Source organism: Flavobacterium notoginsengisoli (genome assembly GCF_042686225.1).
GTDB lineage: Bacteria > Bacteroidota > Bacteroidia > Flavobacteriales > Flavobacteriaceae > Flavobacterium > Flavobacterium notoginsengisoli.
Window position 1 is genome coordinate 69,005 of sequence record NZ_JBHUOT010000012.1, and the last position, 24,986, is coordinate 93,990.

Below are 24,986 nucleotides of genomic sequence, written 5' to 3' on the forward strand. Positions count from 1 at the left end.
AGTATTGACTAAAGACCATTTAACTTATCAAAAGCTTCTTCCATTTCTTTTCTACTTAAGATTTTTATTTTGTTTAATACTCTAATATCAAAATTCTGTTCACTTTGAAGGTTGATATTTTTTACACCAAAAACGGCATTTCTTACCTGAAGCTCCAAAATTAATCCTGGCAAATTCCCATAGCCTATTGGCCCATAAGAATAGGGCAATACAGGACAATACCAGGCCGTAACAGGATGATTAAAAACTTTTGCACCATATTCAACCTTGTAAATATTGGTTGCTTTATAGCACAAATAATTATCTATTAGTTTGGTTTCGTTAGTTAAAGCCCAGTCTGTTTTTAAATCTTGCGATGTATAAACATTTTCTCCTAACTGTGAATGCTGTTCTAAAACCTTATCCTTTAAGCTATAAACAATTCCTCCATAATGTAACATCCCAAGAGCAAATCCATTTACGCCTCTATTAATATCACTCTCTAAGTTTTCTTTATTAAAAAATTTAGCTCCATTCTCTGTTATAATCAATTGAAATGTTATTTTATAACAATCAGCCATAGCTTTATCAAGAAGATTTTTGTATAATACATTATTCCCAAACAATCCTTCTTCTTTTTCAATCCTTGTACCATACTCAACAGTAATTTTTTTGCTTTGCCCTTTAATTGTGAGTGACAAAAACAGAACTAAAAAAATAATTTTATGCAATATTTCATCTTTTTGAATTATTAGAATTCTTCTCATCATTATACCTTGTAATAATTCCATCCAGCTCTTTTTCGGAAAGTATTTTACCTTTTTTCAATTTGGGTACTTCAATCTTTTCTTCTGGATTTATTGAGATTGTTTTTACTTCAAATACTGCGTCTTTTGTTTGAAGCTCCAAAATAAGTCCTGGCAAATTACCAAATTCTAAAGGACCAAAAGGCACATTTATTTCAGGACAATACCATGCTGTAACTGGAAACCTAAACGTTTTTTGGGGTGTAACTCTTACTATTTCTGTAGTGGCTTTATAACAAACAAATCTGTCTATTTTTTTTGTTTCATTATATAAAACCCAATTTTTCTCTGCTTCTTTTTTTACAATAAGATTATTTCCTAAGTATCCTAAGTTTACATCACTATAAACACTATCCTTAGTCTGCCAAATTTCGCCACCAAACTCAATTTTCAATTTAGCAAATGTTGTTTCTTTAGATGTGTCATATTTGTATATTTTATTGATATCAAAAAATGCATGTTTAGAATCAAAAATTAAGTTAAAATCAAATTGTCTGGCTCTTTCAATAAATCCTATGCTCATTTGCAAGTACATCTTATCCAAATTACTCCCATTTTCTATTGGAGTTAAACTGTAGACAATAGAACCATATTTTACTTGAGAAAAAGATGCATTAAAAAAAATGCAAAAAAATAATAGTATTAATTTTTTCATAGCTTTATTCTTTAAAACAAGTATCAATTAAAGACCGTTTAACTTATCATAAGCTTCTTCTATTTCTTTTCTGGTTAAAATTTTTATCTTATCTAATACTTTAACATCAAAATCCTGTTCACTTTGCAGGTCAATACTTTTTACACCAAAAACACCATTTCTTACCTGAAGTTCCAAAATTAATCCTGGTAAATTTCCATATCCTATTGGGCCATAAGAATATGGCAATGCAGGACAATACCATGCTGTTACAGGATGATTAAAAACTTTTGAGCCATATTCCACCTTATAAATATTAGTTGCTTTATAACATAAATAGTCATCAATCTGTTTAGTTTCGTTGGTTAAAACCCAATCTTTTTTTAAATCTTGGGATGCATAGACATTTTTTCCTAATAGTGATTGCTGTTCTAAAACTTTATCTTTTAGGCTATAAACAACTCCTCCATAACTCAACATTGCAAAAGCAAAATTTCTTACTCCAAAATTAATATCACTCTCTAAGTTTTCTTTGTTCAAAAATTTTGAACCCTTTTCTGTTATAATTAATTGAAATACTATTTGATCGCAATTTGTCATAGCTTTGTTAAGAAGACTCTTTAGCATATTATTATTGTCAAACAATCCCTCTTCTTTTTCAATTCTTGCACCATATTCAACAGTAATCTTCTTACTTTGTGTATAAGCTGTAAGTGATAAAAATAGAACAAAAAAAATAATTTTATTTTTCATTTTTTTATTTTTAAACACACCAAAATCAGTGAAATTGGTGTGTTTCTTTGATTTATACTTTTATCCTACGAATTCTTCATCTATTGGAAATAAACGCTCAGGTTCTTCTTCTAGAAAAGTGATACGTTCAAATTCAAGTCCCATACACATAAAATAAACAGAGTATGATGACGAACTTGCATAATTATGACCAAATCCTGCACTACGAGCCGCTGCATATGCAATAAACCTTGACCCCTCACAATCTGGCCCATCAACAACCTTATTTTCATTTTCTATAGGTTGCAATTCCAGCTTTTCTATCTCAACAGTATTCGCTTTTGAAATAGAACTAAATACCATTACTGCAAAAGCAGTAAAAATTAATTTTTTCATAATTAAACGGTTTAAAATTTATAAATAATGTTTTGGTTAACCGTTTCAAACATCTCAAATTAAATTAACAAAAATAAGAAAATACACATTTTTAACATTAAATTAACAAGATTTTGTATTAATTAAATCATATGTATTAAAAGTCTATTATGCCTTTAAATCTTGTAAAATCAAGGCTTATTTTAAATGTATGTAACAAAAAAGCCCGAAAGTGCATCTAAACACCTTCGGGCTTTTCATTATTTAAAAAATTCTTAGAACTTCAACGTCAAACCAGCTAAGAAATTAATTCCAGCCTGTGGATAATAATATGGATAAATATCCCACATGGCACCGTTTGAAACATATTTTTTGTCTAAAATATTATTAACCATTCCGGTAATGGTAATTGATTTGAAAATAGTATTTGGTTTTATTTCGTAAGAAACATTCAAATCGTTTACAAAGTAATCTGCCAGTTTAGCCGAAGGCAATTCGATATTATTCATGTATTGTTCTCCGACATATTTCTGTAGTAATGAAATGTATAATCTTTCGATTGGTTTGTACACAATAACATTTCCTGCGATTACTTCCGGAGAGTAAGCGATTTTGGTAGTTCCGTAATATTCACCGTCAACTGCCAGATCAACATTTTTGTTGCTGCTTAAAGTAAAGTTTGGTCGTAAGGTGAATTTTTCTGAAAGCGCTATAGTAGCATCAACTTCCAGACCTAAACGATAGCTTTTTTCTGTATTGGCACGAATTGGGGCTCCAACATCATCTAATCTTCCCGTTAAAATCAATTGATCTTTGTAGGCCATATAATACACATTAGAATTCAATTGAAATTTCTCAGAATTGAATCTCCAGCCTAATTCAAAATCATTTAGTTTTTCGGGTTTTACATTTCCTCCTTCATAATCTGTTCTGTTTGGTTCACGGTTGGCACGTGCATAAGAGAAATAAAGTGTGTTTTTTTCACTGAAAGCATAATTCAATCCTGCTTTGGGATTGAAGAAATTGAACGTATCATCAACTAAACCTGTTTCTGCACTATTTGCCTTGTAACCAACTCTTCTGTATTGTAAATCTCCATAGAAACTTAATTTCTCTGTGAATTGATAGTTTGCTTTCGCGAAAACATTCCCGTCAGTTTTAGTAGAAAAATCATCATAGTAATGATCTCCTAATTCTGAATTTGCAGAATTTCGAGCCCAAATTACTTTTCCATAATGATCACCTTCGTATTTATTCCAGGCTCCCCCCACAATCACATCCAGTTTTTCGTCTTTATATTTTGCAGAAAAAGTGGTTCCGTAAAAATCGTTATCCAACCATTTTTGACGAATTAAATCTGTTCCCGGAACTAATTCACCTAAATCATTCTCAACCATTTTTGTAGATTCAATTGGCCCATATCCTGCAATTGGCTCATCATATTTATAATTCTCAAAATAACCTTTCCCTTTAGTATAATGAAGAGCAAAGTTTGTACTCCATTTATCGGAAATCGATTCGCTCCAATGCAATTGATAATGGTCCTGATTGTAATTATCTGTTTCGTTATCATAATAACGAGTATTTCCAAGTTCATCTTTATATTCTCCGGCAGAATTATAAGTACGGTTTGTGTTTAATGTTTCTCCGTCTATTCCGTTCCAGGCCTGATAAGTTTTTTGAGTTCCTCCAAAAACCAAAGCTTTAATCAGAGTCGTTTTTCCAACATACGTTCCTTGCAGAAAATATGATTTTAAGTCGGAACTCGCGCGATCTACATAACCATCCGATTTGATTGTTGATAAACGTCCTGCAAGTTCAAAGTGATCATTTAATAAACCGGTGCTGAATTTTACAGTGTTTTTATTAGAATTGAAACTTCCGAAAGAACTTGAAATTTCTCCCGTTGGCTTAGAAGCATAACTATCTGTCAGCATGTTTAAACTGGCACCAAAAGCTCCGGAACCATTTGTAGAAGTTCCTACTCCGCGCTGTAATTGCAGACTTTCTACAGAAGAAGCAAAATCAGGCATATTAACCCAAAAAGTTCCCTGACTTTCAGCATCATTATACGGAATTCCGTTTATGGTAACGTTTACCCTTGTAGCATCGCTACCACGGACTCTGATTCCGGTATAACCAATCCCTCCTCCGGCATCGGTAGTTGTTACTACAGATGGCAAGTAGTTCATTAAAACTGGAATATCCTGACCGAGATTTCGATATTTGATTTCTTTTTTATCCATATTACTAAACGTAACCGGAGTTTTTGTTGTAACACGGACAGCAGAAACCAACACATCATCAAGCTGATTTACTTTAGTTGAATCTTGCTGTTGTGCAGAAGAAATCAGAGTGAAGAAAATAAAGAATAGAGTAAAGAAAATAGATTTGGTTCTCTTAAGATTTTCAACCTTTGAACCTTTGTTGCTTAGTACTTCAGTACCTTTAAAATAAGTTTTCATTCGTAAAGAATTACGAATAAAAGGGGGAATTATTCTTTTGTTAAATTAATAAATGTGTTTCCCGACAAAATAAAGTGTGCACGCTCGATAGTGTCGTTTTTCCCTTAGCAACATTACTCGCTCAGGTTCTTTGGGTATGATCTCAGCTCGTTATTTAGAGCACCCCTTTGAGACAGTGCAAATTTAGTGTTAAAAAATTTAAAACTCCAAAAAAGAAATTCCAAATTCCAAAAAACAGATTATATTCATTCTTTGGAATTTGGAATTTCTTTTCTATAATTTAATCCAAATTTGGTTTTCTGCGCGATTGTTTTAGATCAGAGATATTTTTTTTATCCTTTATTCTTTTCTTAATTACTGATTTTGGAACTTTTGTAGCTTTTCTAATTTTCGGGACATACAATCCTTTTTTGATTAGTTCTAAAAATCTTTTGGTAACAATTTCTTTGTTTTTAAGCTGGCTTCGGTCTTCGTCGCAATTTAAAATCAGAATATTTTCAGAAGTTAATCTCGCAGCTATATTTTCTTGTAAAAGTATTTTTTCATCTTCAGTCAGCGCTTGAGAGGCATTCAAATCAAAAGTCAAAACTACTTTTGAAGAAACCTTATTTACATTTTGCCCTCCCGCTCCACTGCTTCGAACGGCTTTGAAACTTAACTCTGATATAATTTTTTCTGCATCCATTTTTATTGTGGCTGATGAGCCGCTTTCAATAAGTCATTTACCGTTTTTACCGGATTAAAAGTAATCAGAGGAACAGCAACAAATACAGTTAACCAGTTTGCCATTGATCCGTTCCAAAGCCCAGGTAATTCATAATTTTTAACAGGTTTACCATCCACACTTTTTTCAACAATAAAACCTGTTTCCTGATCTACATATTGTAATAAATCAAATTTCCCGTTTTTATAATCTTTTGTTCCGCAAACTAAATCAACAGGATTAAAGTGAGTCGCCTCCGCCAAAATTTTCTCCTGTCTTTTATCTTCCAAATCAACTTGCGAAGTTTCTACAATCTGAAGTGACTTTACACCTTTCTTATTAAGAACCCAAAAAGGACCTCCACCTGGTTCCCCTTCATTTTTAACCATTCCGCAAACACGAATTGGTCTGTACAAAAGCTCTCTTAGCTTATTAATTTTGTTATCGAAAGTAAACTTACTAAAGTCAATTGTCATTTCAACATTAAACCTTTGCTGCAAAAAATTGACAATTTCTATGATATTATCTTCTTTGACTTCTTCTTTATCAATTAACTTCAAATACTGAAAAACCTTTTGCTGTATATCAATTAAAACTCCTGCCAAACCTTTTTTATACAATGTAATTTCATCAATATGATTTTGAATAACATTGTCAATATTTTTAATAAAAATAACATCTGCATCAAGATCATTCAGGTTTTCGATTAAGGCACCGTGTCCGCCGGGTCTGAAAATTAAATTCCCGTTTTTATCTTTTACCAGTTTATTGTTTGCATCAATAGTAATCGAATCTGTACTTTTATTTTGATAGGAATAACCAATATTAATATCAATTCCTGCAGGTTTTTCAATCTTATCTTTAACCTCCAGAACTGCTTTTTCAAACAAATCCTGATGTATTTCAGACACTGTAAAATGTAAATGAGATACATTTTTTGAAGAGGCATAATGTACACACTCATTCAAATGTTCCTCAATTGGATTGGCAATATGTGTTTTATATAAATGAAATGGTAAAACCGCTTTTGGTTTGTTTGCCGAATTAAAATAATCCGGAGAAAGTAGCAATTTTATAAAATAATAGTTTTTATGATCTCTTTCTAAACTCTCAAAATCTGGATAAATTTCTCTTAGTTTTTTATCTACTGTTTCAAAAAAAGGAAACTTCTCCATCCCTACAATAAAAATGGCAAGTTCTTTATCATTTTTTCTGTTGATATAAGCGTTTATTGTTTCTTTTGTGATGTCAAAATCATTTAAAAATGCCGTCAAAAACTTATACATTCTCGTAGCCGCACCAGAGGCAGGAACAAACTTCTTGATCTTGAACTGCTCTTTCTGAGCATCAAAAAACAAAGCTTTTTCCTGAAATTCATTTTGGGATAAATTTAAAATCCCATCATTAATGGTTGCAGGTCTGATTAGATTGCTTTTTGAAATTCCTTTTTTGAAATTTTTTAATTGCTTTAAAATAGTATCAAACGAAATTCCCTGATTATATATCTGCACAAAATCTTCCGAAGAAAAATCATTTTCTTTCGCCAGAGCCAAATCATTTATAATTGAAACTGCTTTCTTTAATCGGCATTCTTTATTCCCTGAAAGCGTTATAAAAGGTTTTTTGGTATCAATTAAAGTTTGTTTAAAAACAGAAAATACAGTTTCTCTTCCCTCCGGAGTATCCCGAATATCATCTTTTTCCCAAGGAACATCAATATCTGTTAGAAAAAACAAATCATATTCATGCTTTTTTGCTGCTTCATCTAAAAGCGGATCGCAAAAACCATAATACATTTCAGAGAAAACTTTGGTTACCATCAGATTGGTATCGCAAAACAAGTATTTATTTGCTGTTTCTAATTTTTTGTTTTCTAATGCAGTTTGCCCGTAAGCAATAGGCATCATATCGTCTGCTACACAGATATGCTTATTTTCTTCCCATTTTTCTTGTAAATAATCACGTGCAAACTCAGGAACCCATTCGGTTTTATAGTAATCTGCAAGTTGTTTTGCCAATGTGGTTTTTCCCGTACTTTCAGGTCCAAACAAAGCAATTTTTATGATAGCTGTTTTTTGCTGTCTAAGATCTTTCTCCATTCTAAATAAGCTGAAATAGCCAAAATTGTAAAAATTATATACTGAAGTGACAGCATCCCTAAACCACGATAAGCGTAGAGAGGCACAACAATAATATCACCAATAATCCAAAGTGTCCAGTTTTCTATTTTCTTTCTGGCCATATACCACATTCCTGCGAAAAATATCCCTGACGAAATCATATCGACATAATTGTCCGGATGAATTTCGTAATCAAAATAGTTATAAATCCCGAAAACTACAAAAACAGTTACAATAAACAGTAAGATTCCAATTATTTTTTCATTAAAAGTTGTACGAGTAATCGGCAGGTTATCTTCAACAGTTCCTCCTTTTGCCCAAACATACCAACCGTAAATGCTCATAATCGAAAAATACGCATTGATAATCATGTCTCCAATATAACCTGCAACATACAGCAGGTAAACCGAAATTACTGTGGCAATCAAACCAGTTGGATATACCCAAATGTTTTCTTTTTTTGCAAACCAGACACTTAAAATTCCAAAAACAAATACTAAAAACTCCAAAGCAATGTGCCATAAAGGAGCATTTTTATAACTATCCAGAAAAAAATCGATCATCTTGTGGTATTTAAAGGCGTTTAGTTTTTATTTATAAATCAAAAAAATGACTGTTATTTTCAAAAGCTGTACCAATTACAACCAAATCTGCACCGGCATTATACGCTTTTTGAATTCCCTGTAAATCTACAATTCCACCGCCAACAATTACAGGAATTTCTATATTTTGCGAAATGAGTTCGATCATTTCTAACGGAACAGGCTGCTTTGCACCACTTCCCGCTTCTAAATAAATTAATTGATTACCTAACATTTCCCCCGCCTGTGCCGTAGCCAGAACTAAATCAAGATTTTCACGACTCAAAGGTTTTGTTTTACTTACACGTGCAACGGCAGTTTCATTGCCACTTTCAATCAAAATATAGCCTGTAGAGATAACTTCAAGATTGGTCTTTTTAAGTATTGGTGCGGCCTGAACCTGATATTCTATTAAATAATCAGGATTTCTTCCGGATAACAAGGACAAAAACAAGATAGCATCGGCTTGTGGTGAAATCTGTGAAGGATCGCCAGGAAACAAAATAACCGGTAAATTTGTTTTTTGTTTTAATGCCGAAATCAATTCTCCTAAAATATTGTTTTGAACAATACTTCCGCCAACAAAAATATGTGTAGCCGGTGACTGATTGATCTTTTCAATTAAATGCCCCAAAGTTTCGAGCATAATTTTATCCGGATCCAAAAGTACTGCGAGTAACTTTTGTCCGTTATTTTTAGCTTCTAAAATCTGCTGACGAATTGTAATTATTTCTTCTTGCATCGTGGGTGTAAAAGTAAAAGTTTTTTAACGCAGAAGAACTATTTTGAATGAATTATATTTGCCTGATATCTTTTGATAACTTAAATGATACATTATGATTACAGTTGAATTATTAGAGAAATATGGTGTCATAAAAAAATCTTTTGATAAAAACGATATTATTTTCGAAGAAGGAAATCTGCCCTTAAACTATTATCAAATCATTTCCGGTGAAGTCAAAATGAGCAATTACAATGATGACGGACGGGAATTTATCCAGGGTATTTTTTATAAAGGACAGTCTTTTGGAGAACCTCCATTGTTTTTAAACCAAAAATATCCCGCAAATGCCATCGCGGTTGAGAATACTCAGATTCTTATTCTTCCTAAAGATGATTTTATGAAATTACTGGAAGAAAACCCAACAGTAAGCATTAAAATAATAGAAAATCTTGCACAACGTTTATATTACAAATCGGTTATGGCGGCCGAGATTTCTACACACGAACCGGAACATCGTGTTTTAAAATTAATTGATCACGGAATTGCTTATTTCAATTTCCAAAAAGATAAAAATGGTTATCTGATTAATTTTACCAGACAGCAAATTGGAGATTTGACCGGTTTAAGAGTAGAAACTGTAATCAGAACTATTAAATCTTTGGAAAAAAAAGGCGAATTAAAGATCATTAACCGAAAAGTATACAGATAAAAAAGTTCCTGTTTTATGATTTTAATCATAAAATACAGTTGTAATGTGGGCGTATCTTTGTCATATAAAAATCTGAATATCATGACACTATATCAAACAACATTCGACATTTTCAATAGAAATTATATGGGTTCTGCTGCAATGGCTGTTATTGGCCAAAGCTGTTTAGGAGGCGCTGCAGCAATGTACGTTTTAGCAAACGGAACTTCAATTCCTCAAATGATTCAATTAGGCATTATTGTTTTAGCCTGCGTTTTCGCAAACACTTCAATTTTAGCACAAATGAAACACAAAGTGGTCTTCAACCTTATTGCGCTAAGCACCTTCATAAGTATCTTATTTATACTTTTAAATTGTTTTGTATTGTGAAAAAGCAAATAGAAAGCAGAGAAGATATTTCATTCTTAGTAAATCAGTTCTATTCTAAAATAAGAGCCGATAAAGAAATCGGCTTTTATTTTAATGAAATGATTACGGATTGGGATTTACATCTGGAAAAACTAACGGATTTTTGGGAAACCAATTTATTTGCCGTTCGTAAATACAAAGGGAATCCGCATGCGGTTCATAATGAAGTCGACGCTCATTTTGACGAAAAAATCACAGCAAATGAATTCGGAATCTGGCTCAATCACTGGGCTCAGACTTTAGACGAACACTTTGAAGGCGAAAATGTAGAAACCTTAAAAAGACGTGCCCGCAAAATGAGCACATTTCTGTACATGAGCATGTTTCAGCACAGACAAAAAGAAAGTGAAGTTTAATTTTAAAGGCTTACGATTTACTTTGCAAAGATTCCTCTTTCCTCAGAATGGTAAATTTTCAAATTTGGAATTTGGAATTTGGAATTTTTATATTAAAATTTTATTTCTCAAAAGCATAAACCAAAGTAAAAATCCCCTCAAAATTATCCGATTTGATTTCCTGATAATGTACATCAAAATCCTTAATCAAATCATCAAAATGAAGACTTGCCTGCGTTTGGGTTTTATCTAAAGAAAAATCTGTGACCCTTATATGATCTTTAAAACTTATACCTTTTTCATTTCTGATTTTAAAGATTGCCTCTTTGGCTCCCCAGATAACGGTAAGTTTTTTTATATACTCTTCAGTAATTTTTGGCTGTAAATAATCACATTCATAATCAGTAAATTTATCAGCAATTTTCTGAATCTTTTCACGCTGCAATTCCATATCGATTCCAACCTTTTCATGGCTGATAATAATCGCCGCAAAATGATAAGAATGCGTAATTGATATATGATTATGACAATCGAAATAAGGCTTGCCAAATTCGTCATAATGCAGGTCTTTATCTGTAAAACCCATTTCCTGAATTAACATTCTCACACTCAAAAAAGCACGCTGATGCATCTGCGATTTCATTCCGTCCAGTCTGCGCTGTGTCTTTTCTTTTAATGTAACCTGACTATACAGTTCATCAAAGGATTCTGTGATTTCCCAAATTAAGATTTTAGTCGTTTCGTTAAATTGTATGGTCTGAAATAAAGGCATTACTTTTTAATTGTAAATTATAAATCGTGAGTGGTTAATTTAAACCAGATAACTGATATAAGAAAATATAACTGTTGGTTCAAAAAATGTATTAGTAAATATAAGCAATTCACTACAAAGGTAATAGTTTCAGAATCTTTTTTAAATGAACTTGCATTACTTATATGGTTTAATCAATATTTACAAACTAACATTCTAGAGATTAAGAAATTAAAGATTTCACAAATCTTAGAGAAATTAGTAAAAATAAAAAGCTATTCCTTAAATTTGCAAAAATTTTACACCTGAGCCTGAAAGGCGAACGGACGAAGTAATTATACAAATATAATATTTAAACTATAAATGAGTACAACGACTACGCCTTATGTGGCTTACAAAGTAAAAGACATTTCTCTGGCTGCTTGGGGAAGAAAAGAAATTGAACTAGCTGAAGCTGAAATGCCAGGTTTAATGGCGCTTCGTGCTGAGTACAAAGACGAACAACCATTAAAAGGTGCTCGTATTGCCGGATGTTTGCACATGACTATTCAAACTGCAGTTTTAATCGAGACTTTAATTGCTCTTGGTGCAGAGGTTACCTGGTCTTCTTGTAACATTTTCTCTACTCAGGATCAGGCTGCTGCTGCTATTGCTGCTGCAGGAATTTCAGTTTACGCTTGGAAAGGTCTTGACGAAGAATCATTTGACTGGTGTATTGAGCAAACTTTATTCTTTGGTGAAGACAGAAAACCATTGAACATGATCTTAGATGACGGTGGAGATTTAACTAACATGGTTATTGATCGTTACCCGGAATTAGTTCCTGGAATTAAAGGTCTTTCTGAAGAAACTACAACTGGTGTTCACAGACTTTACGAAAGAGTAAAAGCTGGAACTCTTCCAATGCCTGCAATCAACATTAATGACTCTGTTACTAAATCTAAATTTGATAACAAATACGGATGTAAAGAATCTGCTGTAGATGCTGTACGTCGTGCAACTGACTTAATGTTAGCTGGAAAAAGAGTGGTAGTTTGCGGATACGGTGACGTTGGAAAAGGAACTGCAGCTTCTTTCAGAGGTGCTGGTTCTATCGTAACTGTTACTGAAATCGATCCAATTTGTGCTTTACAAGCTGCAATGGACGGTTATGAAGTTAAAAAATTAAACACTGTAATTGCTAATGCTGACATCATCATTACCACTACAGGAAACAAAGATATCGTTCTTGGAGAGCACTTCGAACAAATGAAAGACAAAACTGTTGTTTGTAACATTGGTCACTTCGATAACGAAATCGACATGGCTTGGTTAAACAAAAACCACGGTGCATCTAAAATCGAAATCAAACCTCAGGTTGACAAATACAACATCAACGGAAAAGATATCATCATCTTGGCTGAAGGTCGTTTAGTAAACCTTGGTTGTGCTACAGGTCACCCAAGTTTTGTAATGAGTAACTCATTTACAAACCAGACTTTGGCACAAATCGAATTATGGAACAACAGCGCAGCTTACAAAAACGAAGTTTACATGTTACCAAAACATTTAGATGAAAAAGTTGCTGCTTTACACTTAGCTAAATTAGGCGTTGAACTTGAAGTTTTAAGAGAAGATCAGGCTGCTTACATTGGTGTTGAAGTTCAAGGTCCATTCAAACCAGAATACTACAGATACTAGTAAATTTTAGATTGAAGATTTCTGATTTTAGATTTCTTTAATTCCATATTCAAACCCGACAAGTTTTAAAAGCTTGTCGGGTTTTGTTTTCCAAATATTTTTTCTGAAAGAATATTCTCTATATTTAGCTATTTTTTTAAAATTAAATAATTATGATTTCAACTAAAGACTTTAGTTTACTACCAAATAAAAATGTCTTTCAAAACATTTGCAAAGCGATATCTGTATTAGATGCTATTATTTGTCAGGAGTGGGAATATCGATATTACTCTTACAACTCTAAATGGGGAGAAGGAGAAGAATTTTGCGAAATGCGAAATGGCTCAGGTGACTTATTGAACATTTTATTTCTAGCTGATAAATGTGTAATAAGTGGCTTTGCTCATGAGTATCAAAACAATGATAAAAAAGAAATCACAAAAAACCTTCCTGAAATTTACAACGAATTCATATTTGGTGAACCTGTTAAATCATATGGAACAACATTCTGTTTATGGCTTAATGAAAAGAATGAGTGGCAAACAGGAAACATCAAAGATAATAATGATAATTCCGAAGAAATGCTGGAAATTTTTGATGGTAATCCACAAACCTACATTGATTGGGCAAGTGAATATTTTGAAGAATCGTATAAAGAAACCGGAATTCCTTTAGAAACTGTTACAAAAATTTACGAAGGAAAAACTCTTACCAAAGAAATGATTCTTTCGATTGTTAATGAAATTGAAGACTGGCAGTTACTCGAATCTGATTTAAAAGAAATAAACTATCCTTATAATTTTAAATAGACAATAGATTATCTAAATACATATTCAAACCCGACAGGTTTTTAAAATCTGTCGGTTTTTTTAAATACTTCTAATCAATCTAAAATCAGAAATCTAAAATCATTTAGGGCGTGCCACCAACCCAATAAAAAGGGCAAAATCACTTTATGCTTATGCGCCCTTTTTATCGGGTTGCTGTCGGGCTATCCGCGCTACTTCGGTAGCCAGCTCCTATCCCTCACGCTTACGAATTTTAAGCACCTCAAATTAATCAGATTTTTTGTCTCTTTTTTAAAATATAAATATATTTTTGAGGACCAAAAACCAAATTATGAAAATCAGATTGATTGTTTTAATACTCTTATTATTTCCCATTTTTGTTCATGCGCAATACGATTATAGTATGCAATTACCAATTCGTGATCCAAGTACCGGAATGCCAATGTCCCGACCTAATACTCCTAAACTGGAAACGGTGAAACCTCTTTCAAGAAATTATAAAGAAAAAATGCAGGCCAAATTAGAAAAAGAGGAAAGAAAGCTTGTAAAACTTGCAGAAAAATCCTGGAAAATTGAACTTGATTTAAGAGAAAAAAAAGCAACATTAAAAACTCTCGAAAATAACACCAATGATCCGGATCACGAAAAAAATGTTGAAAAACAGAAAGAGCTTATCACTAAAATTGAAGAAGAACTAAAAAAGGCAAAAGCTGAAGAAGAAATAAGTTCAAAAAAAGTAGCCGATTTAGAACTTGCAGTTGAAGATGCAAAATTTAGAAGAACAGAATAGTAAATAATTTCAACCCGACAGATTTTAATAATTGGTCGGATTTACTTGCAATACCAAACTTTGTAAATGACTAACAAGACAATCTTCCAAACAGCATTCCAATTAAACGCAGAATTGGTAGAAAACATCAATTCCATGAATTTCGAAAATTTAAAAAGCAATTTTGGGATCAACTCCGCTGTTTTTGAAGAAATTAAAGAAGAATTATTCGACTATTTTGAAACCGAAGATATTCCAAAATTAAAAATCCTTGAAACTAATTTTAGTATCTTTAAATATGATTCGCTTGAAGGATTTGGAATAGAAGCAAAATTATTTACTGTCGACAACAAAGAAACCGAATTAACTTTACATACCGAATTCGACAATAATACGCTGCGTTTTAAGTTAATTGAAGTAATGTAGAATTGTCTTTTATAAATAAGAAACATAACAAAATGATTGAAAAAGTTTCATGTGAAGTACACGGTTTAAAAGAAATGTCTTTTTCCTGCATTCATATCGCAATGGCGATAGATTCAAAAGAGCAAGTCGGTTTTTTCTATTCTGAAGCTGAGGATGATTTACCCCAAATTGCCTGGTGTGGAGAATGTGAACAATATCTTTTGGATAATGGCGAAGAATGGACAGACATTTTTCAGACCAAAGCCGATTTTAAAACGCTATGCTCCGATTGTTTTGAAGAAGCAAAAAACAATGAATCAGAAGCTCATCTCCGATAAATAAATTCTCATGAAAAAGACTTTAATCCTTTGCCTGTTTTTCTGCCTTAATTTCTCCGTATTTTCACAAAATAAAGATACCTGGGTTTCCTTTTGGGATCAAGACACCACTCATATCGGATTTAAAGATAAAAATGGCGTTATTAAAATCGAACCCAAGTTTATGGGAATGACTATCGCTCATAAATTCGAAAATATTATTACTGTTACCGAAGAAAAAGGGCAAAAATGGGAAAGCTACTATTTAACCAAATCTGGAAAAATAGTCGGCCGTGACAGCTTATACGTTTTTGACAACGGACCAGATTGTGAAAATGAAGGTTTTATAAGATTTACAGATCACAAAACTGATAAAATGGGAATGTTTAACGGTTATGGAAAAATAGTTATTCCAGCAATTTATAGCAATTTGACTAAAGCCAGAAACGGAATGATTATAGCCCTGAAAGACGCGGAAAAAAAACAAGACGGAGAGCATTTTTTCTGGACTGGTGGCAAAGAATTTCTAATTGATACCAACAACAAAGTTCTAATTGAAAATTTCACTAACAACTACGATTTGAATTTTTATTCTCTTGAAAAATCAAAAGAACCGAGTAAAGATCCAATCAGAGATAGCTTTCTTGGAGTTGACGGACAGTATTATTCTTTTATAAACTTTGACAAAGAATTTAAATATTGGCTGCAAAATACACTGCTTAAAGATTTATCACAAACTGGCTTAGAAAAACATTCTTTTGATAAAATTACGTATTGGAAAGAGCCAAACGGCTGGATAAATTTACCTAAAACTAAATTTATAGATCAAAACTATACTTATCTAAAATTAAAACTTGACGAACTCAAAAATCCAAAGACAGATTATTTTGTTTCAACAGACGGATTGAATCAGTTTATTTTTGAAACGGAAGAGTATGATGTTTATTTCAACAATTGCAGGGAATCAAAAGAATGGCTTTATCCCGTTAAAAGCATCATTGTAAATCCAAAAAACAAAACCGAATTTAAACAGGATCGTTTCGAGTTTTTACGAACTGAAAACGGCTATAAACTGATTAGCGTTTCGAATGCAAAAGATAATCTTAAATAAATTTTCTCTTTTCAATAAAAGTTAACTTTGTAAAAAAAGAGTAAACCATGAAAAATTTCTTATTTCTATTTATTGCCATTGTATTCGAAATCATTGCTACCTCAGCATTAAAAAAGTCTGAAGAATTTACCAAACTGCTTCCGAGTATCATTACGATTATTGGTTATTGCGGTGCTTTTTATTGTTTAAGTTTTGCCATCAGAACCATTCCAGTTGGATTCGCATATGCCATTTGGTCCGGAGTTGGAATTGTTTTAATCACAATAATCGGCGCTATTTTCTTCAAAGAAATTCCCGATTTACCTGCTATAATTGGATTGAGCATGATTATTTTAGGTGTTGTTGTGATTAATGTTTTTTCTAAAACTACGGCGCATTAAATCAAAAAACAGTATTTTTGATAGTATCAAATGATACTATCATGAAACCTCCTTATGACATTACACCAATCATATTAAAACTGATCAGTTCTATATCTGAAAAGATTGGGGCAATAAATGCAGTATATCTTGATAAACATTCACCCCAGCTCAGAAAACAGAACAGAATTAAAACTATTCATTCTTCATTACAAATTGAGGGAAATACTTTAACAGAAGAACAGATAACCGCTCTGATTGAAAACAAACGCGTAATTGGTCCTCAAAAAGACATATTAGAAGTTCTCAATGCCATTAGAGTTTATGAAGATTTAGGAAATTACAAATCAACTTCTTCTAAGAATTTTTTAACTGCTCATCAATTGTTAATGAAAGATCTCATTTCTGATGCTGGTAAATATCGCAGACAGGGAGTTGGAATTGTAAAAGGATCAGAAGTTGCACACATTGCTCCTCCTTATGAGAATGTTCCATTTTTAATGAATGATTTATTTGAATATTTAAAGAATAAAGATGAATTGACTTTAATCAAAAGTTGTGTTTTTCATTACGAAATGGAATTTATACATCCTTTTCTGGACGGAAACGGCAGAATGGGAAGATTGTGGCAAACTATAATATTAATGGAAGAATATCCTGTTTTTGAATTTTTACCTTTTGAAACATTAATAAGTAAAACACAAGAACGTTATTACAAATCACTTGCTATGAGTGACAACGAAGGAAAATCAACTCACTTTATTGAATATATGCTCGATGTCATCAATAAATCTTTAGAGAACCTGCTTAATTACGAAAACCGAATAATAAAAGATATTGATCGTTTAGAATATTTTTGCTCTCTAAAGATTAAAGAATTTACACGAAAAGATTATATGCATGTTTTTAAGGATATTTCTGCAGCTACAGCTAGTAGAGATTTAAAAAAAGGATTAGTATTGAATCTGTTTAATATTACCGGACATCAAAGCACTGCAAAATACACTTTAGTTGAATCTTAGTTTTCTTTCATCTTAAATTATTAAAATGATTTTCAAAAAAGCCACAATTTCAGATCTTAACGAAATGCAGCAATTGTATATCGAAACAATAAAATCGGTCTGCAAAAACGATTACAATCCAGAACAAATTGAAGCTTGGATTTATGGCGTATATAATAAAGAACGCTGGATTGAAGTAATTGAAAAACAATATGTTTTACTAGCAATAATTGAAAACAAAATTGCTGGTTACGGAACTTTAAAAGATGGAAATTACATTGATTTCTTTTACATTCATAAAGATTTTCAACGACAAGGAATTGCAGATAAACTTTTGAAAGCATTAGAAGTAGAAGCCAAAAATCAGCATTCAAAAATTATAACTTCGGATATCAGCATTACTGCAAAACCTTTTTTTGAAAAGAAAGGATTTGTTGTTAAGGTAGAACAGAAAAATGTACGTTTAGGCGCAGAATTGATTAATTATAAAATGGAAAAAGAGTTCTAAATTTTTGTTTCAAGTTTCAAGTTTCAGGTTTCAGGTTGTTGTAACCTGAAACCTGAAACAAAACAAAAAAACTTCCGCAAGTTTCAGATTTTATCCCAGCAAAAACCAATCGATCTTTGTCTTATAAATTGAATGAAGATGAACACACAGGAAACCATTAATTATAATCGTATTGCTGAAGCCATCGATTATATCAAAGCGAACTTTAAAGATCAGCCTAATCTTGACGAAGTGGCTGAAAAAGTGCATTTGAGTCCGTTTCACTTTCAGAGACTTTTTAGCGATTGGGCAGGAACAAGTCCGAAAAAGTTTTTGCAATATACAAGTCTGGAACACGCTAAAAAACTACTCAAAGACAATCAGGCTACTATTTCTGAAACGGCATACGAAACCGGACTTTCGGGCACAAGCCGACTTCACGATTTATTCGTCAATATAGAAGGAATGACACCAGCCGAATATAAAAACGGCGGGAAAAACCTAGCTATAAATTACAGTTTTGCAGAAAGCCCTTTTGGGAATATTATTGTTGCCTCTACTCAAAAAGGGGTTTGTTTTATGGCTTTCGCCGAAGATGAAACAAACGGATTTTCTGCTCTAAAAGAAAAATTCCCCAATGCGTCTTTTACCCGAAAATTGGATTTGGCACAACAAAATGCCTTATTCATTTTCCAGAACGATTGGAGCAAATTGTCTGAAATAAAACTTCACCTAAAAGGAACCGATTTTCAATTGAAAGTCTGGGAAACTTTACTAAAAATCCCAATGGGACAACTTTCGACTTACGGAACAATTGCACAGCAAATTGAAAAACCAAACGCATCCAGAGCGGTAGGAACTGCAATTGGAAGCAATCCCGTTGCATTCCTTATTCCTTGTCATCGCGTAATCCAGTCGTCAGGTGTTTTTGGCGGTTACATGTGGGGAAATACCCGAAAAACAGCCATAATTGGCTGGGAAGGCGCGCAAACGAATCATCAATTATAATTTATACACAAGTCACATCTGTAGAGACGCACCGCAGTGCGTCTACGCAAAGATTGTCGACAAAGAAATCCTTTGTATAAATACAAGACGTTAGACGCACTGCGGTGCGTCTCTACAGATTAACGGTATGAATTATTTATCATTTTTTTTATTCCTCTAAAAAAATATTATGCAAAATATACAATCCAAAATTGCTTCTCAAAATTGGGAAAGTATCACCGAATCTATGCACGAAAATGGATTCGCCATAATTCCAAATATTCTCAATAACGAACAATGCGAAGACCTAAAATTCGATTACGATAATCCAATGCTATATCGAAAAACAGTCATAATGGAACGCTACAGATTTGGTTTAGGCGAATACAAATACTTCAATTATCCGCTACCCGATTTAATTCAAAACATACGAACTTCAATTTATCCAAAATTGGCTCCAATTGCCAATGCCTGGATGAAAGCGTTAAATATCAATACTTCTTTCCCAAATGAACATCAAGAATTATTGAAACAATGCCACGATAACAATCAACTGAAAGCAACGATTTTGATTTTAAAATATGGCAAAAGTGGTTTCAATACTTTACATCAGGATTTGTATGGCGATGTGTTTTTTCCTATTCAAATCGTACTTTTCCTTTCAGAACCTGACGAAGATTTTACGGGTGGCGAATTTGTTTTGACACAGCAAACTCCAAGAGCACAATCTAAAGCTATTGTTTTAAAACCTAAAAAAGGAGATATTTTAGTTTTTACAACCAATTTCAGACCTGTAAAAGGGACAAAAGGCTATTATCGCGTGAATATGAAACACGGCGTAAGCGAAGTGCATTCAGGCGAACGTTTTACATTAGGAATTATTTTTCATGATGCTCTTTCGTGAATATTTTTTTCCGCCACGAATTCACGAATTAAACTAATTCTATGCGCATAGATTTTAAAAATAATTCGTGAATTCGTGGCGAAAAAAATTAATACAAAACCAATATGATTCAACACAACAAAATTTCAGATTCAGATCTTCGAAATAAAATTAAAAAAGGCGAAATTTGTTTCGGTGGCAACCCAAAATTAAAAATCTACGGAACACTGAAATGTTCTTCCGGAAAAAGAATGAAACGAGAGAATCGTGTTTTCTTTTCCTCTGAAAATGAAGCGAAACAAAACGGTTTCAGACCTTGCGGACATTGCATGAAATCCGAATATCAAAAATGGAAAAATGGACTTATTTAATCCTCATACAGACGAAAACACCAACTTGCTTCCGCAAGACGGAACTGTAAATTACTACGGAAAATTGTTTTCGAGAGAAGAAGCCGATTTCTATCGTGATACTTTATTGGAAACAATAGAGTGGAAAAATGACGAAGCGATTATCTTTGGAAAATTAATCTTAACCAAACGAAAAGTGGCTTGGTATGGTGAAAAAGAATTTGAATATACCTATTCCAATACCACAAAAAAAGCATTGCCATGGACTCCGGAATTATTAAAACTCAAAGCGATTATTGAAGAAAAAACAGGGGAAACATTCAACTCTTGCCTTCTAAATTTATATCATTCCGGCGAAGAAGGAATGGCCTGGCACAGCGATGGCGAAAAGGATTTAAAGAAAAATGGAGCCATCGGTTCTTTGAGTTTTGGTGCCGAACGTAAATTTGCTTTTAAACATAAAGAATCCAAAGAAAAAGTTTCTCTAATTTTAGAACACGGCAGTTTATTAGTCATGAAAGATGAAACACAGACTTACTGGCTCCATCGATTGCCTCCTACTAAAACTACAGCAAAACCGAGAGTAAATTTGACTTTTAGAACTATTGTAGAGTAGAAATTTACTTAGAGACCTAACAGGTTTTAAAAACCTGTTAGGTCTGTTTAAAGCTATTTCTTCTTTGGAGCAACGTTCTTAAAAGAAAGTTTCAAAGCATCTTCAAACATTTCTGGTCTTACTCTGGCCAATTCTACAATTGTCCAGCCTTGTTTTCCCCACTTATTTGGAATTGGATAAAAAATCATTTCGCCTGAAGCGCAGAAAACAGACTGATCTATTTCGTTTAGCTTCAGGACTGCATGGTTATTTTTTTCATCAAAAGTGGCAAATATTTTTTTATTGACACGAAATGAGGTTTTCTCGAAATGGGGTTCTTCGGTTGCATTTGGAAATGACAAAGCCGTTTTTCTAAAATTCTCAATACTAACCATAATTGTAAATTTTAAAGTTAAACCTTAATTTACCAACCCTGATTCAATCCATTTTTTAAAACCTCATCGTATTTTTCTTTATCAAAAGAGTACAAATACGGTGCTTTATGTGCTACGTTACTTTTCTTTTCGTCCAGTTTAGTCAGAATTCCAATGTTGGTTATTTTTCTTAAAAAATTTCTTCGATCTAATTTTTTATCCAAAATAGTTTCATACAATTTTTGAAGTTCCGGAATTGTAAATTTTTCCGGCAATAAGTTATATCCAATCGGCATTAAATTTAATTCTACTCTCAAAGTATCCAGTGCTTTATCCAGAATTTCACGATGATCTAAAATCAGTTCGGGAACTTCTTTATGATCAATCCATTCTACGATTTCATGTCTGTTAGCCGGATTCGGGAGAATTTTTGAAAAATCTACTAACGCATAATATCCTATTGTTACAAAACGGCGCATGAGCCATTTCCCTTTTGCTTCTTCAATCTGAAGATATTCCAGTGTTTTTTTATCAAAATGCTGTTCGTTTCGTTTTACTTTTCCAAAGGTTGCAAATTGTCTCAGAAAAATCCCTTCTACTCCGGTTCTACCATTTAACACCGTAATGGCGGCAGTATCAATATCCTGATCCACAGGAATAAATCCGCCGGGTAAAGACCATTTATTCGCTCTTTCTACCTTGATCAATAAAACTTTCAGCTGATTATCATGAAAACCAAAAATTACACAGTCAATAGAAAGTCCTGGCTGATAGTTTTCGTTATTGTCTATAATGTCTTTTAACATTCAAATGTTTGTATAAATTCTTTCTTTAAATACCCTGCAATTTACTTCATTTTTACAAATCCGATTGGCTTTTTAAAAATAGACTTGCCTCTTTTAACAAAATTCAGAAGTGTATAAATCACAATTTTAACTAAAATTTAAAGTCAAATTTAAAAAAAATAATTACATTGCGTCAGAATAACACATTAATGATTTAAATCTTCGAATTTCAATCAAAAACAAAGAAAAATAATACAAGCTGTCCCATTTTTCTTCAAAGTGAGTGTAGAAAGTAAAAATGTAGAAGTTATGATTAGTAATCCATTAAAAAACATCAACCAAAAGATTAGAACCAAAATCTGGACTTCATTTGGATTTGTTTCTAAAACCTATCTTTTAGAGGCTTCTTTAAAATATAGCGCTGAACAAGAGAGAATTTTCAACGAGATGATTGTTGAAAAAGATGCCAAAAATAAAAAAGCAAAACAAGAAGCTTATGAAAAAGCATTGTTTGCTTCGTATAAAGGAATAGGCGCAATGGATTTTATAAATACCGTTTTAAAATAACCATTTACACATTTCTATAATTTATAATGCTAACCTCGCTCCTTTCCGGCGAGGTTTTTTTATTGTCATAAATTTCACATTTTTATTGAGCAAAATCAGGCATTATTACTTATTTTAGCTGTTTTAAAAGTAAGAATATACTCCTGTAAAATTATTAGATATGGAAAACATCATAGAATCAGAAAATTATAAAATTCAAAAACCGGAACACTGGGCCTCAATAATAGATGATAATCAACTGATCGAATACATACAAGAATCTGATTTCTCAAACAAACAAGTCGAAGAAGGGCGCGATTTCTGTTACTTCCTGGATAAAATTTACTATACAAGCGACACTGAAAATAGTGAATACGCTTGTGTTGCTTACACACTCAACGAACCGGGAAATCTGGAAAGTGCTTCTGCCAGAGATGTAATTGTGGAGGAAAATGAAACCTATATTATACACCGAATTAGTGTGCTTAGAGAAGGGGTTCTGATTGATAAAATTGCGGATACCAAAATTAAAGTCCTTGACAATGAAAATCAAAGTGAAGGCGGCGTTTTGAGTAGCAGCAAAAAAGTGAATATCACCATTAAAGATTTACGCCTTTATGATGTTTTAATTACCGAAGATTCAAGAGTAAAAGTTTTTACTGATCGTGATTTTCTTAGAAAAGAGTTTTTAAAATACGTTTATGTCACTCCAAATACCTATTGGGCTTACGGAAATTATAAATTTAGTTTTATTAATGACCGAAAAGAAACTATTGCGTATAAGAAAACATTCTTTAGAGATGATAATGGAGATGTTTTGAAACCAGAAATTAATTACCTGAAAAAAGGAGAACGTTTTGTAATCGAAAAGGAAAATTACATTAATTCTTTTGATGCTAATAGAGAAATTGCTCCATATATCGATTTTGCAACAGACCGCAACTGGACTGATTTGTCTAATTACATTTCGCCTTTGTATGAAGAAATCTACAGCAAATCTTCTTTAAAAGAATTTGCTCCGAAACTGGTTGAGAAACTGGATGCCATTACAGACAAAAATGAGCAACTGCAGTTTGCCATAGATTATGTACAAAATCATATTTACTATGTGTATAATGCTGATGAAATGAATGGTCACAAACCTCAGGAACCAGCCATAACTTATGAAAATAAACAAGGAGACTGCAAAGCAAAATCTGTTCTGTTGAAAGTAGTTTTAGATTACATCAATGTTGATGCTTCTGTCGTTTTAGTCAATTTTAATTCGGATCATTATATCACACATTACCTGCCTTCTTTGCTGACTTTTAATCATGTGATTGTAAAAATCAATCATAAAGGTGAGACGTATTTTATAGATGCTACAACCAGAGATGAATTTGGATTGATTGAAAATCGTGGTTTTATTTACTTTTTACATTATCTGGAAGTAAAACCAAATAAACAACTGGAAGTTAGAAAACCGCATAAATTTTCTTATTATGGAATTAATGAAAAGGTAGACCTTACTGCTAAAAATCAGAAAGGTGATCTAAAACTTATAACCACTTATAAAGGGAATCGTGCCAATTATATGCGTAAGTATTTTAAAAACACAAACAAAAGGGAGATTATAGACAGTTGGAATAATTTCTTGTTTTATACTTTGAATTATTCCGGAGACCGTGAAGGAACTGATATCAGAACAATTTTTAATAATGCCGTAATTGAAATTGTAAGTGATGACAAAAAGTTAAACGAATTCACCATTCAATACACTGCTTCTATTGATAATCCGTATTTTGTTGACAATCAAAACAACCGATTCTTAATGTACTTTGACCGAAATATGGTGAAGAATAATGCTAGAGATTTTATGCATAAAGACATTCCGTTCTGGCATAATTTCGATAATGAAAAATACGAAATCAATCTTCAGACTGATCAAAGAATAGATACTGAAGAGAAATTTACAATTCAGGAAAGTACCATAAATAATCCGTATTTTGATTTTACAAGCCGTAAAAAAGTAACCAAAAACGGAGCTTCTATAATTGTTGATTTCAAACCTTTGGTCAATTTAGAAATTCCTTCAACAGATTTTGAAAAGTTTAGAAATGATCATCATACTATCGCCGATAGTAATTTCGGGCTTGGAATTGATATTATTGAGCAAGGCTTATTGAATCGTTTGAAATTCAACTTTAAGAAACGTCTTAAATAATTCTAATAAAAAAATGGAGCTTTTAACGGCTCCATTTTTTTTATG

Annotated in this window: 30 protein-coding genes; 18 read left to right on the forward strand and 12 right to left on the reverse strand. The window is 32.4% G+C overall.

What is annotated here, in order from left to right:
- Nucleotides 1-8: 8 nt before the first annotated feature.
- The 9 genes from ACFS3A_RS22405 to ACFS3A_RS22445 form a co-directional block, all read right to left on the reverse strand.
- On the reverse strand, nucleotides 9-770 hold the full coding sequence (locus ACFS3A_RS22405) for a GLPGLI family protein (RefSeq protein WP_379827807.1): 762 nt from the start codon (nucleotides 768-770) through the stop codon (nucleotides 9-11).
- Nucleotides 715-1,440 carry a GLPGLI family protein gene (locus ACFS3A_RS22410; RefSeq protein ID WP_379827808.1) on the reverse strand — a complete coding sequence of 242 codons (726 nt, stop codon included), beginning with the start codon at nucleotides 1,438-1,440 and terminating at the stop codon, nucleotides 715-717. The genes ACFS3A_RS22405 and ACFS3A_RS22410 overlap by 56 nt, the downstream gene beginning before the upstream one ends.
- Nucleotides 1,441-1,467: 27 nt before the next feature.
- Nucleotides 1,468-2,172 carry a GLPGLI family protein gene (locus tag ACFS3A_RS22415; RefSeq protein WP_379827809.1) on the reverse strand — a complete coding sequence of 235 codons (705 nt, stop codon included), beginning with the start codon at nucleotides 2,170-2,172 and terminating at the stop codon, nucleotides 1,468-1,470.
- Nucleotides 2,173-2,232: 60 nt separating this feature from the next.
- A complete protein-coding gene (locus ACFS3A_RS22420; protein WP_379827810.1) occupies nucleotides 2,233-2,547 on the reverse strand; it encodes a hypothetical protein in 315 nt (104 codons plus the stop codon).
- A 254-nt stretch (nucleotides 2,548-2,801) separates the two neighbouring features.
- Nucleotides 2,802-4,991, reverse strand: a complete 2,190-nt coding sequence (locus ACFS3A_RS22425) for a TonB-dependent receptor (protein ID WP_379827811.1) — start codon at nucleotides 4,989-4,991, stop codon at nucleotides 2,802-2,804.
- 280 nt (nucleotides 4,992-5,271) lie between these two features.
- Nucleotides 5,272-5,676 carry an alternative ribosome rescue aminoacyl-tRNA hydrolase ArfB gene (arfB, locus tag ACFS3A_RS22430; RefSeq protein ID WP_379827812.1) on the reverse strand — a complete coding sequence of 135 codons (405 nt, stop codon included), beginning with the start codon at nucleotides 5,674-5,676 and terminating at the stop codon, nucleotides 5,272-5,274.
- A gap of 2 nt (nucleotides 5,677-5,678) precedes the next feature.
- Nucleotides 5,679-7,793, reverse strand: a complete 2,115-nt coding sequence (locus ACFS3A_RS22435; RefSeq protein ID WP_379827813.1) for a DUF4301 family protein — start codon at nucleotides 7,791-7,793, stop codon at nucleotides 5,679-5,681.
- The gene (gene pnuC / locus ACFS3A_RS22440; RefSeq protein ID WP_379827814.1) at nucleotides 7,754-8,377 is read right to left on the reverse strand and encodes a nicotinamide riboside transporter PnuC; all 624 of its coding nucleotides are present in this window, start codon (nucleotides 8,375-8,377) and stop codon (nucleotides 7,754-7,756) included. The genes ACFS3A_RS22435 and pnuC overlap by 40 nt, the downstream gene beginning before the upstream one ends.
- A gap of 31 nt (nucleotides 8,378-8,408) precedes the next feature.
- The gene (locus tag ACFS3A_RS22445; RefSeq protein ID WP_379827815.1) at nucleotides 8,409-9,137 is read right to left on the reverse strand and encodes a geranylgeranylglyceryl/heptaprenylglyceryl phosphate synthase; all 729 of its coding nucleotides are present in this window, start codon (nucleotides 9,135-9,137) and stop codon (nucleotides 8,409-8,411) included.
- Between the two features lie 94 nt (nucleotides 9,138-9,231).
- Here ACFS3A_RS22445 and ACFS3A_RS22450 point away from each other — a divergent pair, with 94 nt between their 5' ends.
- From ACFS3A_RS22450 to ACFS3A_RS22460, 3 genes are all read left to right on the forward strand, one after another.
- Nucleotides 9,232-9,828 carry a Crp/Fnr family transcriptional regulator gene (locus ACFS3A_RS22450; RefSeq protein ID WP_379827816.1) on the forward strand — a complete coding sequence of 199 codons (597 nt, stop codon included), beginning with the start codon at nucleotides 9,232-9,234 and terminating at the stop codon, nucleotides 9,826-9,828.
- A gap of 81 nt (nucleotides 9,829-9,909) precedes the next feature.
- The gene (locus tag ACFS3A_RS22455; protein WP_179003138.1) at nucleotides 9,910-10,197 is read left to right on the forward strand and encodes a hypothetical protein; all 288 of its coding nucleotides are present in this window, start codon (nucleotides 9,910-9,912) and stop codon (nucleotides 10,195-10,197) included.
- Nucleotides 10,194-10,592 (forward strand): group III truncated hemoglobin, encoded by a 399-nt coding sequence (locus ACFS3A_RS22460; RefSeq protein WP_379827817.1) that lies wholly within the window; start codon nucleotides 10,194-10,196, stop codon nucleotides 10,590-10,592. The genes ACFS3A_RS22455 and ACFS3A_RS22460 overlap by 4 nt, the downstream gene beginning before the upstream one ends.
- Before the next feature lie 100 nt (nucleotides 10,593-10,692).
- On the opposite strand, the gene ACFS3A_RS22465 is transcribed toward ACFS3A_RS22460, so the two are convergent.
- Complete coding sequence (locus ACFS3A_RS22465; protein WP_379827818.1) at nucleotides 10,693-11,343, reverse strand: 4'-phosphopantetheinyl transferase family protein; 651 nt, start codon at nucleotides 11,341-11,343, stop codon at nucleotides 10,693-10,695.
- Between the two features lie 342 nt (nucleotides 11,344-11,685).
- Here ACFS3A_RS22465 and ahcY point away from each other — a divergent pair, with 342 nt between their 5' ends.
- The 13 genes from ahcY to ACFS3A_RS22530 all read left to right on the forward strand — a co-directional run bounded on the left by ahcY (nucleotide 11,686) and on the right by ACFS3A_RS22530 (nucleotide 21,054).
- Nucleotides 11,686-13,002 carry an adenosylhomocysteinase gene (gene ahcY, locus ACFS3A_RS22470; RefSeq protein ID WP_091493592.1) on the forward strand — a complete coding sequence of 439 codons (1,317 nt, stop codon included), beginning with the start codon at nucleotides 11,686-11,688 and terminating at the stop codon, nucleotides 13,000-13,002.
- A gap of 152 nt (nucleotides 13,003-13,154) precedes the next feature.
- Nucleotides 13,155-13,790, forward strand: a complete 636-nt coding sequence (locus tag ACFS3A_RS22475) for a hypothetical protein (RefSeq protein WP_379827819.1) — start codon at nucleotides 13,155-13,157, stop codon at nucleotides 13,788-13,790.
- A gap of 310 nt (nucleotides 13,791-14,100) precedes the next feature.
- On the forward strand, nucleotides 14,101-14,559 hold the full coding sequence (locus ACFS3A_RS22480; protein ID WP_379827820.1) for a hypothetical protein: 459 nt from the start codon (nucleotides 14,101-14,103) through the stop codon (nucleotides 14,557-14,559).
- Between the two features lie 66 nt (nucleotides 14,560-14,625).
- Nucleotides 14,626-14,964: a hypothetical protein gene (locus tag ACFS3A_RS22485; RefSeq protein ID WP_379827821.1), complete on the forward strand. Its 339-nt coding sequence runs from the start codon at nucleotides 14,626-14,628 to the stop codon at nucleotides 14,962-14,964.
- Between the two features lie 32 nt (nucleotides 14,965-14,996).
- Nucleotides 14,997-15,281, forward strand: coding sequence for a hypothetical protein (locus ACFS3A_RS22490; RefSeq protein WP_379827822.1), 285 nt, complete (start codon nucleotides 14,997-14,999; stop codon nucleotides 15,279-15,281).
- Between the two features lie 10 nt (nucleotides 15,282-15,291).
- Nucleotides 15,292-16,371: a hypothetical protein gene (locus tag ACFS3A_RS22495; protein WP_379827823.1), complete on the forward strand. Its 1,080-nt coding sequence runs from the start codon at nucleotides 15,292-15,294 to the stop codon at nucleotides 16,369-16,371.
- Nucleotides 16,372-16,418: 47 nt separating this feature from the next.
- A complete protein-coding gene (locus ACFS3A_RS22500) occupies nucleotides 16,419-16,751 on the forward strand; it encodes a DMT family transporter (RefSeq protein ID WP_379827824.1) in 333 nt (110 codons plus the stop codon).
- Nucleotides 16,752-16,792: 41 nt separating this feature from the next.
- Nucleotides 16,793-17,752 carry a Fic family protein gene (locus ACFS3A_RS22505; protein ID WP_379827825.1) on the forward strand — a complete coding sequence of 320 codons (960 nt, stop codon included), beginning with the start codon at nucleotides 16,793-16,795 and terminating at the stop codon, nucleotides 17,750-17,752.
- Nucleotides 17,753-17,777: 25 nt separating this feature from the next.
- The gene (locus tag ACFS3A_RS22510; protein WP_379827826.1) at nucleotides 17,778-18,239 is read left to right on the forward strand and encodes a GNAT family N-acetyltransferase; all 462 of its coding nucleotides are present in this window, start codon (nucleotides 17,778-17,780) and stop codon (nucleotides 18,237-18,239) included.
- A 138-nt stretch (nucleotides 18,240-18,377) separates the two neighbouring features.
- Nucleotides 18,378-19,226, forward strand: coding sequence for a bifunctional helix-turn-helix domain-containing protein/methylated-DNA--[protein]-cysteine S-methyltransferase (locus ACFS3A_RS22515; RefSeq protein WP_379827827.1), 849 nt, complete (start codon nucleotides 18,378-18,380; stop codon nucleotides 19,224-19,226).
- A 169-nt stretch (nucleotides 19,227-19,395) separates the two neighbouring features.
- Nucleotides 19,396-20,109, forward strand: coding sequence for a 2OG-Fe(II) oxygenase (locus tag ACFS3A_RS22520; protein WP_379827828.1), 714 nt, complete (start codon nucleotides 19,396-19,398; stop codon nucleotides 20,107-20,109).
- A gap of 104 nt (nucleotides 20,110-20,213) precedes the next feature.
- Nucleotides 20,214-20,459: an Ada metal-binding domain-containing protein gene (locus tag ACFS3A_RS22525; protein ID WP_379827829.1), complete on the forward strand. Its 246-nt coding sequence runs from the start codon at nucleotides 20,214-20,216 to the stop codon at nucleotides 20,457-20,459.
- Nucleotides 20,446-21,054, forward strand: coding sequence for an alpha-ketoglutarate-dependent dioxygenase AlkB family protein (locus ACFS3A_RS22530; RefSeq protein WP_379827830.1), 609 nt, complete (start codon nucleotides 20,446-20,448; stop codon nucleotides 21,052-21,054). The genes ACFS3A_RS22525 and ACFS3A_RS22530 overlap by 14 nt, the downstream gene beginning before the upstream one ends.
- Before the next feature lie 53 nt (nucleotides 21,055-21,107).
- Here the strand turns inward: ACFS3A_RS22530 and ACFS3A_RS22535 are convergent, their stop codons facing one another.
- Together ACFS3A_RS22535 and ACFS3A_RS22540 are read right to left on the reverse strand one after the other, a co-directional pair.
- A complete protein-coding gene (locus ACFS3A_RS22535; RefSeq protein ID WP_379827831.1) occupies nucleotides 21,108-21,428 on the reverse strand; it encodes an MmcQ/YjbR family DNA-binding protein in 321 nt (106 codons plus the stop codon).
- 29 nt (nucleotides 21,429-21,457) lie between these two features.
- A complete protein-coding gene (locus tag ACFS3A_RS22540) occupies nucleotides 21,458-22,213 on the reverse strand; it encodes an NUDIX hydrolase (protein WP_379827832.1) in 756 nt (251 codons plus the stop codon).
- A 288-nt stretch (nucleotides 22,214-22,501) separates the two neighbouring features.
- On the opposite strand from ACFS3A_RS22540, the gene ACFS3A_RS22545 reads away from it, so the two are divergent.
- Together ACFS3A_RS22545 and ACFS3A_RS22550 are read left to right on the forward strand one after the other, a co-directional pair.
- Entirely contained in the window at nucleotides 22,502-22,759 is a 258-nt protein-coding gene (locus ACFS3A_RS22545; protein WP_379827833.1) for a hypothetical protein, read from the forward strand.
- Between the two features lie 160 nt (nucleotides 22,760-22,919).
- The gene (locus ACFS3A_RS22550) at nucleotides 22,920-24,941 is read left to right on the forward strand and encodes a hypothetical protein (RefSeq protein WP_379827834.1); all 2,022 of its coding nucleotides are present in this window, start codon (nucleotides 22,920-22,922) and stop codon (nucleotides 24,939-24,941) included.
- The last annotated feature ends 45 nt before the right edge of the window (nucleotides 24,942-24,986 follow it).

Bases quoted from the DNA above. Each gene is read 5' to 3' on its own strand.
- ACFS3A_RS22495 (WP_379827823.1), top strand. From the start codon at position 15,292: ATGAAAAAGACTTTAATCCTTTGCCTGTTTTTCTGCCTTAATTTCTCC.
- ACFS3A_RS22520 (WP_379827828.1), top strand. From the start codon at position 19,396: ATGCAAAATATACAATCCAAAATTGCTTCTCAAAATTGGGAAAGTATC.
- ACFS3A_RS22525 (WP_379827829.1), top strand. From the start codon at position 20,214: ATGATTCAACACAACAAAATTTCAGATTCAGATCTTCGAAATAAAATT.
- ACFS3A_RS22420 (WP_379827810.1), bottom strand. From the start codon at position 2,547: ATGAAAAAATTAATTTTTACTGCTTTTGCAGTAATGGTATTTAGTTCT.
- ACFS3A_RS22515 (WP_379827827.1), top strand. From the start codon at position 18,378: ATGAACACACAGGAAACCATTAATTATAATCGTATTGCTGAAGCCATC.
- ACFS3A_RS22505 (WP_379827825.1), top strand. From the start codon at position 16,793: ATGAAACCTCCTTATGACATTACACCAATCATATTAAAACTGATCAGT.
- ACFS3A_RS22490 (WP_379827822.1), top strand. From the start codon at position 14,997: ATGATTGAAAAAGTTTCATGTGAAGTACACGGTTTAAAAGAAATGTCT.
- ACFS3A_RS22480 (WP_379827820.1), top strand. From the start codon at position 14,101: ATGAAAATCAGATTGATTGTTTTAATACTCTTATTATTTCCCATTTTT.
- ACFS3A_RS22500 (WP_379827824.1), top strand. From the start codon at position 16,419: ATGAAAAATTTCTTATTTCTATTTATTGCCATTGTATTCGAAATCATT.
- ACFS3A_RS22450 (WP_379827816.1), top strand. From the start codon at position 9,232: ATGATTACAGTTGAATTATTAGAGAAATATGGTGTCATAAAAAAATCT.
- ACFS3A_RS22455 (WP_179003138.1), top strand. From the start codon at position 9,910: ATGACACTATATCAAACAACATTCGACATTTTCAATAGAAATTATATG.
- ACFS3A_RS22540 (WP_379827832.1), bottom strand. From the start codon at position 22,213: ATGTTAAAAGACATTATAGACAATAACGAAAACTATCAGCCAGGACTT.
- ACFS3A_RS22410 (WP_379827808.1), bottom strand. From the start codon at position 1,440: ATGAAAAAATTAATACTATTATTTTTTTGCATTTTTTTTAATGCATCT.
- pnuC (WP_379827814.1), bottom strand. From the start codon at position 8,377: ATGATCGATTTTTTTCTGGATAGTTATAAAAATGCTCCTTTATGGCAC.
- ACFS3A_RS22530 (WP_379827830.1), top strand. From the start codon at position 20,446: ATGGACTTATTTAATCCTCATACAGACGAAAACACCAACTTGCTTCCG.
- ACFS3A_RS22545 (WP_379827833.1), top strand. From the start codon at position 22,502: ATGATTAGTAATCCATTAAAAAACATCAACCAAAAGATTAGAACCAAA.
- ACFS3A_RS22415 (WP_379827809.1), bottom strand. From the start codon at position 2,172: ATGAAAAATAAAATTATTTTTTTTGTTCTATTTTTATCACTTACAGCT.
- ACFS3A_RS22425 (WP_379827811.1), bottom strand. From the start codon at position 4,991: ATGAAAACTTATTTTAAAGGTACTGAAGTACTAAGCAACAAAGGTTCA.
- ahcY (WP_091493592.1), top strand. From the start codon at position 11,686: ATGAGTACAACGACTACGCCTTATGTGGCTTACAAAGTAAAAGACATT.
- ACFS3A_RS22535 (WP_379827831.1), bottom strand. From the start codon at position 21,428: ATGGTTAGTATTGAGAATTTTAGAAAAACGGCTTTGTCATTTCCAAAT.
- ACFS3A_RS22465 (WP_379827818.1), bottom strand. From the start codon at position 11,343: ATGCCTTTATTTCAGACCATACAATTTAACGAAACGACTAAAATCTTA.
- ACFS3A_RS22475 (WP_379827819.1), top strand. From the start codon at position 13,155: ATGATTTCAACTAAAGACTTTAGTTTACTACCAAATAAAAATGTCTTT.
- ACFS3A_RS22510 (WP_379827826.1), top strand. From the start codon at position 17,778: ATGATTTTCAAAAAAGCCACAATTTCAGATCTTAACGAAATGCAGCAA.
- ACFS3A_RS22445 (WP_379827815.1), bottom strand. From the start codon at position 9,137: ATGCAAGAAGAAATAATTACAATTCGTCAGCAGATTTTAGAAGCTAAA.
- ACFS3A_RS22405 (WP_379827807.1), bottom strand. From the start codon at position 770: ATGGAATTATTACAAGGTATAATGATGAGAAGAATTCTAATAATTCAA.
- ACFS3A_RS22435 (WP_379827813.1), bottom strand. From the start codon at position 7,793: ATGGAGAAAGATCTTAGACAGCAAAAAACAGCTATCATAAAAATTGCT.
- ACFS3A_RS22550 (WP_379827834.1), top strand. From the start codon at position 22,920: ATGGAAAACATCATAGAATCAGAAAATTATAAAATTCAAAAACCGGAA.
- ACFS3A_RS22485 (WP_379827821.1), top strand. From the start codon at position 14,626: ATGACTAACAAGACAATCTTCCAAACAGCATTCCAATTAAACGCAGAA.
- arfB (WP_379827812.1), bottom strand. From the start codon at position 5,676: ATGGATGCAGAAAAAATTATATCAGAGTTAAGTTTCAAAGCCGTTCGA.